The organism is Bradyrhizobium sp., assembly GCF_016462955.1.
Lineage (GTDB): Bacteria > Pseudomonadota > Alphaproteobacteria > Rhizobiales > Xanthobacteraceae > Bradyrhizobium.
The window spans coordinates 1-7,754 of record NZ_JAEMSD010000170.1; the positions used below are offsets into that span (position 1 = coordinate 1).

Genomic DNA, 7,754 nt, shown 5'->3' on the forward strand with positions numbered 1-7,754 from the left:
GGCGGCGCGCGCCAAGCTCACCGACAGCCGCGAGCGGCCGAGCGGCGACCTCAAGATCACCACCACCCCCGGCGTCGGCATCAACTGGCTGATCCCGCGGCTCGGCGAGTTCACCGGCCTCTATCCGGAGATCCGCATCTCGCTGATCGTCACCGACGAAGAGCTCGATCTTTCGATGCGCGAGGCCGACGTTGCGATCCGCACCCGCAAGCCGACGCAGCCGGACCTGATCCAGCGCAAGCTGTTCGCGATGGGCTTCCACGCCTATTGCTCGCCGGAATACATCAAGCGCTTCGGCACGCCCCGCACGCTGGAGGAGCTCGACTCCCACCGCATCATCACGCTCTCGGACGGCAATTTCGCGCCGCATCTGCAGAACCGCAACTGGCTGGTCGAAGCGGGCCGCAACGGCTCGGGTCCGCGCGAGGCCTATTTCAGGGTGAACAACATCCTCGGTCTCGTGCGCGCATGCCAGCAGGGTCTCGGCATCGCCGCGCTGCCGGACTACCTCGTCGAGGAACAGAGCAAACTCGTGCAGCTGTTCGGCGAGTCGGATTCGATCCAGCTCGACACCTACTTTGTTTATCCCGAGGAGTTGAAGACAGTCGCGCGCGTGCAGGTGTTCCGCGACTTCGTGGTGAGCAAGGCGCAGCGCTGGCCGTCCTGATTTCCGCATGACTGACATGCGGCCTCGGCTGTTGCTGCAAGCCGCTCGGCAAGCCCATAATGTTTGCACGCTGAGCCTTCGCGTTGCGCATTTGTCCCCCTCCTCCAGTGGCGCGGGAGTTCAGTAATCCCTCTTGGAAGGTGATTGTGTCGGCCTCACGTGGCCAATACCTAAGCCGGGCCCTTCGGGTCCGGCTTTTTTTCGTCACGACGCGCTTCGCCTTGCGCGTGTATTGACAGTTCCACGCATACCCCGCATCATTTGGCAATGATCACGAAGTCGTGCGCCATCGTTTCGAAAAAAGGTCCCCATCCCGGGGCCTCGGATTTTTGCGCGCACTAGCCAAGCTTCGTCATCGCTGCAAATCCCGAAAACCCCGCCGCCTGGACGGGGTTTTTTTCATGTGCCCTCCGTCTCAGGCATTTTCCCGAGAAGGAGATGGAAACATGACCGGACTACGAGATCATCTGCACGGACTGTGGCTGCCGCTGGTGACGCCGTTTCGCGACGGGCGCCTCGACGAGACCTCGCTGCGGCGGCTGACGCGGCACTATTGCGGACAGGCCGTCGACGGCTTCATTCTGGGGGCGACGTCGGGCGAAGGCATGACGCTGCGCGAGGCCGAGCTCGAACGCCTCGTCGCCGTCGTGCGCGAGGAGATGGCGGCCGGCGGCCGCACCTTGCCTGTTAGCCTCGGGCTCTCCGGCGCGGACACCTCGCGTCTCAAGGAGCGCCTCGACGAAACCGCGGACTGGCCGATCGACGGTTACCTGATCGCCAGTCCCTATTATGTGCGACCGTCGCAGCGCGGGCTGCTGGCGCATTTCGAGGCCCTCGCCGACCACGCCGCCTGGCCGCTGGCGCTCTACAACATTCCCTATCGCTGCGCGGTCAACATCAGCAACCAGACCATGTTGCGGCTTGCCGCGCACAGCAACATCGTCGGCCTGAAGGATTGCGGCGCCAGCCGCGAGCAGTCGATCGCGCTGCTGCGCGACCGGCCGAAGGGCTTTCGCGTGCTCACCGGGGAGGACGCCAATTATTTCGAGGCGCTCGGTGACGGCGCCGACGGCGGCATCGTGCTGTCGGCCCATGTCGAGACCGCGACCTTCGCCGCCGTCCATGCCGAGCTGAAGCGCGGCAACCTCGACGCCGCGCAGGCACGCTGGCAGGACGTCGCGGAGCTGACGCGCCTCCTGTTCGCCGAGCCCAGTCCCGCGCCGGCAAAGTACTGGCTGTGGCGATGCGGCCTGATCGACAGTCCCGAAGTGCGCCTGCCGATGGTCGAGGTGAGCAGCGAGCTTGCCGCGACGATCGATCGCGAGATCGAGCGGCGGACGAGGGTCGCGGCGTAACGGGCTTCCTTCCCCACGATGTCATTCCGGGGTGCGCGGAGCGCGAGCCCGGAATCCATCGGGCAGCGGAGTTGGTGGATGAATCGATTCAGGGCTCGCGACTTCGTCGCGCCCCGGAATGACGATGGAGAGGCGGTGCACCGCGCGCCCGTGGTTAACATCGCCCCAACGGCCTTCGCGCGCGCCGCGATCCGCATCCACGCCTCGTTTACGCGACCGCGCCTATCGTTCTTCTTCAAAGGCTTCCACAGAGGGAACAACCATGGGGCATCGCATCCAGCCGACGGCTGCGCGGCAATTCGCGCCGGCCGATCTCTTGCAGGGAATTCTCGTCGTTTCGTCGTTCGGGTTCTGGGCGGTGATGCTCGGCCTGATGCCGGTGCTGCTGCTTCGCGTCTGGCTCGCCGGCTGAGCCAGGACACCGCGGGATGGTTAATCCGTGGTAGCACCTGTGTTCAAAAAGCACCGACGGCTGCGATCCGGATCTTAAAACATCGCTGCTATCACCGACGCCCATAAGCGAAGAAATCGCGGAGGCGTTTGTGAACAATCATAATGAACTGGCGTCGCATTACGACGCCGGGCAGCAGGCCTTTACCACCGAGGACATTCTCTGGGCCGTCGGCATCTGGTCGGTGATCCTCACTCTGTCGCCGGTCATCGTGTTCTACATGCTGATGGTGGCGTGAGGTTTCATCCCGTCATTCCGGAGCGCCCGAAGGGCGAATCCGGAATCTCGAGATTCCGGGTCTGGCGCTTGCGCGCCATCCCGGAATGACGCGGGACCCCGGAAACGCAAAACGCGCGGCTCTTCCGCGCGTTTGTCGTCCGGGGAACGAATGATGAAAATCAAGCCGCCTGCTTGTGCATTGCTCCCGACGCCGACGCCGTGCCGCGAATAGCCTTCACCGAACGTTCGATCGCCGCCCACAGTCTCGCAATTTCCTGAGCCGCACGACTCTCGGCCTGATACTCGCGCGCGCCCTCGCCGTGGCTCAGCGCCATCAAGAGATCCGAACGGTTGGTGATCTGGCCGCCCCACACCGGAGCACGGAACTTCGCCAGCGCCTCGCGGGCGATGGTGACGATCGGGCTTTCGGATTCGTCACGCTTGGCCGGGGCGCCGTTGAGCACGACCGCGTAGGGCTTGCGCGCCGCGCGGCACATCTGAATCGTTTCCTGCACGGCGTTGACGTCGAACACGCCGGGACGCGCCGGGATGACCACCATGGTGGCATTCTTGATCGCGTCGTCGACGACGGCCGACAGGTTCGGCGGCGTGTCGATCAACACCCATTCATAACCGTCGCGCTTGGCCGCGGAGACGATGCCGCTGACGGAGTTGACGGCAGACTTGATCGGCGGCTCGTTGGTGCCGCGCAGCTTGTGCCACAGCGTCAGCGAGCCCTGCGGATCCGCGTCCACCAGCATGACCTGCTTGCTCGCCTTGATCTGCGCGGCAAGATGCGCGGCGAGGGTACTCTTGCCCGAACCGCCTTTACGTGATGCAAAAACAATAACGTTCATACCTTCGGCCTCCAGATTGACCCCAGGCCGCGAAAATGAATCAGCGCGCTGATTCGTGAAAGATAAATTTATCGAAGGTTGCGCCGACGCCACGAAATAACAAGTCGTGTTGGCTTTTGAGTCACACTGCAAGCTGTGACGCCGCGCACTAAGCGCGACAAGACGCTTGGGGGCCTGCCGATCGTGCATTTTTTGAGCAACGGACGGGAAAAAAGGAACGCAACCTGGCCGCGCAAATCCTCTTCCGCCTCAGGTCGTGTCGGCCGGCCCACCTCTCCTCGCGTCTGCCCGGGCAAGGCCTGCGAACAAAACGAGTCCGGTGGCTGTCGCGAGGCTGATGCTTGGCCCGCAGCCTGGCTGCCGCGCGACGCACGCCTTCCGGCACGGCCGGAGTTTCAGACCGGGAACGCGCTTCGCGGCGCGCTCAGCCTTGGGTGGATTTCTTCTTCGGTGCCGGCTTGGCGGTCTTCTTCGCGGCTTTGGGCGCGATCTGGGTCGGCTTGCCGGCGCGCTGCTCGCCCGCCGCCGGTCCGCGGCGGAAGAACACCGCGCATTGCGGCGAGAGCTGCGCCTTCTTCTTGATCATGCAGGCGGTGATGGCATCGACGTTCGGAATGAACTCGTTGCACAGCCGCATCGCATCCGGCGAGCAGGCCTGCTGTTCCTCCTGGGTGTAGGCGAAACCGGCGCGCGGCAGCACCAGGACGGCCAGGGCCAGCGAGAGGCCTGCAACGGCCAGGGATGTCTTGAAGCGGAACGCCGGCATCGATTCCCCCAAATAGCGAACAGGAGGGAATAGTGGGTGAACGGGCGTTCGTTGGCAACCGAGGGGGAGTGCGAAAGGTCGGACCTGTGCGGTCTCGGCAACAGGGGCGGTGATTGAGCAAAACCTTGGCGCGGCTGAGCGCGCGCCTCGCCCTTCGAGACGACCGCTCCGCGGTCTCCTCAGGGTGAGGCTAGGCAGCATTGGTGCCAATTGGAACAAGTGCCACGAACTCGGTCCTCATCCTGAGGGCCCGCCGGAGGCGGGCGTCTCGAAGGATGGCCGCAGGCGAGGACCCTGCCGCGCTTCCTCCCCGTCGAGCGGTCATGGAAGCCCACGCTTCCAAGCCCTCCAAAACACAAACTGCGAAAACAACCCCATGCACAGTAGCCAAGTCATTGCAAACACTCACGTCGCCAAATATTAGGATTTTTCGAAGTCGAATTTGACTTGTCGGGCAAAACAGGGGCATGATGGCACCATCAAAATGCGCGGGATGGCGGGCTCGTTCTCCTGCGCTTGATCAGAAGAAGCAGCGGGCGTGGAGGCGAAATGGGTGGGAATGAGGCGGAGCTGCCGCTTGCGGGCGTGACGGTGGTTTCGCTGGAGCAGGCGATCGCGGCGCCGCTGGCCAGCCGGCACCTCGCGGACTGGGGCGCGCGGGTGATCAAGATCGAGCGGCCGGGCGCGGGCGACTTCTGCCGCGACTACGACCACGTGATGAACGGAATGTCGAGCCAGTTCGTCTGGACCAACCGCTCCAAGGAGAGCCTCGCCATCGACATCAAGAGCGAGGACGGCCGCAAGGTGCTCGACGCCCTGCTGCCGAAGGCGGATGTGTTCATCCAGAATCTCGCGCCCGGCGCGGCGGAGCGGCTCGGGCTCGATGCCGCGTCGCTGCTGCGCAAATTTCCGCGCCTGATCGCCTGCGACGTCTCGGGCTATGGCACGGGCGGTCCCTACAGCGACAAGAAGGCCTATGATCTCCTGGTGCAGTGCGAGGCCGGCGTGCTCGCAATCAACGGCACCGAGGCGGAGCCGGCCAAGGTCGGGCTATCCGTGGTCGACATCGCCACCGGCATGTACATCCTCAACGGCGTGCTGATGGCGCTGTTTCGGCGCGAGCGCACCGGCAAGGGCACGGCGTTCCAGGCCTCGCTGTTCGATTCCATCACGGACTGGATGAGCTATCCCGCGTTCTACACCGAGAGCACCGGCCGGCCGCTGCCGCGCACCGGGGCGAAGCATGCGACGATCGCGCCCTACGGCCCGTTCCGGGTCGGCGACGGCAACACGATCTTCTTCGGAATCCAGAACGATCGGGAATGGCGCGCGCTGTGCCGCATCGTGCTCGGCGACGCCGGCTTCGCCGACGATCCGAGATTCCGCACCAATCCGCTGCGCATGCAGAACCGCGACGAGTTGCAGACGCATATCGAGCAGCACTTTGCATCGATGAGCGGCGAGGAGGTGCTGCGGCTGCTGGACGAGGCCGCGATCGCGAACGCGCATGTGAACTCGGTCGAGGCGTTCCTGAAGCACGAGCAGCTGCATGCGCGAGGCCGGGTGCAAAGCGTGGGATCGCCCTGCGGCCCCGTGATGAGCTTCCTGCCGGCGCTGACCATTCCCGGCGTGACGCCGCGGATGGATCCGGTGCCGGGCGTGGGGCAGCACAACGCGGCCATCCTCGCCGAACTCGGCCTGGCGAAGGACGCGTGACGATGGGCTCACAGCGGCCCACCCGGGCCTACCTCGCCGTCCCCGCGCATCGCGCCCGCCTCGTCGCCAAGGCCGCGGCTTCTAGCGCGGATGCGGTGTTCATGGACCTCGAGGATGCGGTGCCGCCCGCCGAGAAGGCTCTTGCGCTGGCGGAAGCCGCCGCCGCGCTGGCCTCGCTCGACTGGGGCAACAAGCATGTCACGGTGCGGCTCAACGCCGTCGACAGCCCCTTCATCGCCGAGGAGATCCGCGCGCTGGCGGCGCTGCCGCGGCTGAATGCCGTGATCGTGCCGAAGGCGGAGCGCGCCGGCGACATCGTCGCCATCGCCGATCGCTTGCGTGCGGCCGCGCCGGATCGCGCCGCGCCTGTCGCGCTCGAACTTCTGATCGAGACGGCACTCGGCCTCGTCAATGTCGACGCCCTCGCCGCCTGCCACGCCAGCATCGCCGCGCTGCATCTCGGCGTCGGCGATCTCGCGGCCTCGCTGGGTGCCCGCACCTCCGACGTCGGCATCTCGCCGGACGGCTACCGCCATGTCGGCTCCGCGCAGAGCGGCTACGCTTCCGCGCCGCTCGACCTGTTCGCCTATCCCATGATGCGCCTGCTCGTCGCCGCCCGCGCGTGCGGCCTGCGCGCCATCGACGGCCCCTGCGGCGCGTTCCGCGATATCAGGCTGACCGAAGCCAGCGCGCAGAAGGCCGCAGCGATGGGCTTTGACGGCAAGCAGGTGATCCATCCCGACCAGATCGAACCGACGCTGCGCGCATTCACGCCCTCGGCCGAGGAGCTGGCCCAGGCGCGGCGCGTGGTTGAGGCGATGGAGCAGGCCGAGGCGAAAGGCCAGGGCGCGGTGACGCTTGACGGCAAGATGATCGACTATGCCAATGTGCGGATGGCAAGGCGGATCATCGAGCTGGGGACGTAGCGCAAGGTTCTCGCATATGACTTGTAGCGGCGGCCGGTGCGCACGCCTCGTCCTTCGAGACGGCGCTGAAGCGCCTCCTCAGGATGAGGCTAATCAGCGTCGGTGCCTTTCTAAAACTGCAACCACGCACTCCGTCCTCATCCTGAGGAGCCCGCTTAAAGCGGGCGTCTCGAAGGATGGCCGCAGGAATAGCTCTCAAATGCGATCACCCTGGAGTCTTGAGCGCGCATGGCAACCTTGCTGATCGTCGCGCCGGTGTTCGCGCTGATCGCGGCCGGCTATGCCGCGGTCATGTTTCGCTTCGTCTCGGAGGGTGCGCACAAGGGCATCTCGGAATTCGCCTTCAGCATTGCGATCCCTGCGCTTCTGTTCCGCACCATCGTCGTCTCGGAATTCCCCGATGTCAGCCCCTACCGGATGTGGGGCGCCTATTACGGCGCGCTCGCGCTGACCTGGATCGCGGCGATGGCGGTCTCGGCGCTGCTGCGGACCCCGCGCGGCAGCCGCGAGGACGGTGTCGTGTTCGCGATCGGCTCGGTCTACGGCAACATCGTGATGCTCGGCATCCCCCTCGTGCTCTCCGCGCTGGGAAACGAGGCGGCGGGGCCGATGGCGCTGATCCTGTCGGTGAACACGCCGCTGCTCTGGCTCTGCGGCATCCTGCAGATGGAGCTGGTCAACCAGAAGCGCACCGGCTCGCCGCTCGCGGTGATCCGCCCCGTGCTCGCCGACCTCGCGCGCAATCCGCTGATGCTGGCGATCGGCTTCGGCGTGATCTGGCGCCTTACCGGACTCGG

Annotated in this window: 9 protein-coding genes; 7 read left to right on the top strand and 2 right to left on the bottom strand. The window is 65.5% G+C overall.

Annotated features, from left to right (window positions below; genetic code table 11):
* The 4 genes from JHD07_RS18375 to JHD07_RS18390 all read left to right on the top strand — a co-directional run.
* On the top strand, positions 1–667 hold a 667-nt coding region (locus JHD07_RS18375), incomplete at its 5' end, for a substrate binding domain-containing protein (RefSeq protein ID WP_291624564.1).
* 446 nt (positions 668–1,113) lie between these two features.
* The gene (locus tag JHD07_RS18380; protein ID WP_291624565.1) at positions 1,114–2,022 is read left to right on the top strand and encodes a 4-hydroxy-tetrahydrodipicolinate synthase; all 909 of its coding nucleotides are present in this window, start codon (positions 1,114–1,116) and stop codon (positions 2,020–2,022) included.
* A 262-nt stretch (positions 2,023–2,284) separates the two neighbouring features.
* Entirely contained in the window at positions 2,285–2,434 is a 150-nt protein-coding gene (locus JHD07_RS18385) for a hypothetical protein (protein WP_291624566.1), read from the top strand.
* 130 nt (positions 2,435–2,564) lie between these two features.
* Positions 2,565–2,711: a hypothetical protein gene (locus tag JHD07_RS18390; protein WP_291624567.1), complete on the top strand. Its 147-nt coding sequence runs from the start codon at positions 2,565–2,567 to the stop codon at positions 2,709–2,711.
* 160 nt (positions 2,712–2,871) lie between these two features.
* On the opposite strand, the gene JHD07_RS18395 is transcribed toward JHD07_RS18390, so the two are convergent.
* Positions 2,872–3,549, bottom strand: coding sequence for a ParA family protein (locus tag JHD07_RS18395; RefSeq protein WP_291624576.1), 678 nt, complete (start codon positions 3,547–3,549; stop codon positions 2,872–2,874).
* 424 nt (positions 3,550–3,973) lie between these two features.
* Entirely contained in the window at positions 3,974–4,315 is a 342-nt protein-coding gene (locus tag JHD07_RS18400; RefSeq protein ID WP_291624568.1) for a hypothetical protein, read from the bottom strand.
* 549 nt (positions 4,316–4,864) lie between these two features.
* Between JHD07_RS18400 and JHD07_RS18405 the strand changes: the two genes are divergently transcribed.
* From JHD07_RS18405 to JHD07_RS18415, 3 genes are all read left to right on the top strand, one after another.
* Positions 4,865–6,031, top strand: coding sequence for a CaiB/BaiF CoA-transferase family protein (locus JHD07_RS18405; RefSeq protein WP_291624569.1), 1,167 nt, complete (start codon positions 4,865–4,867; stop codon positions 6,029–6,031).
* Positions 6,032–6,033: 2 nt separating this feature from the next.
* Entirely contained in the window at positions 6,034–6,957 is a 924-nt protein-coding gene (locus JHD07_RS18410; RefSeq protein WP_291624577.1) for a CoA ester lyase, read from the top strand.
* 228 nt (positions 6,958–7,185) lie between these two features.
* The coding region (locus JHD07_RS18415; RefSeq protein ID WP_291624578.1) for an AEC family transporter at positions 7,186–7,754 on the top strand (569 nt) is incomplete at its 3' end.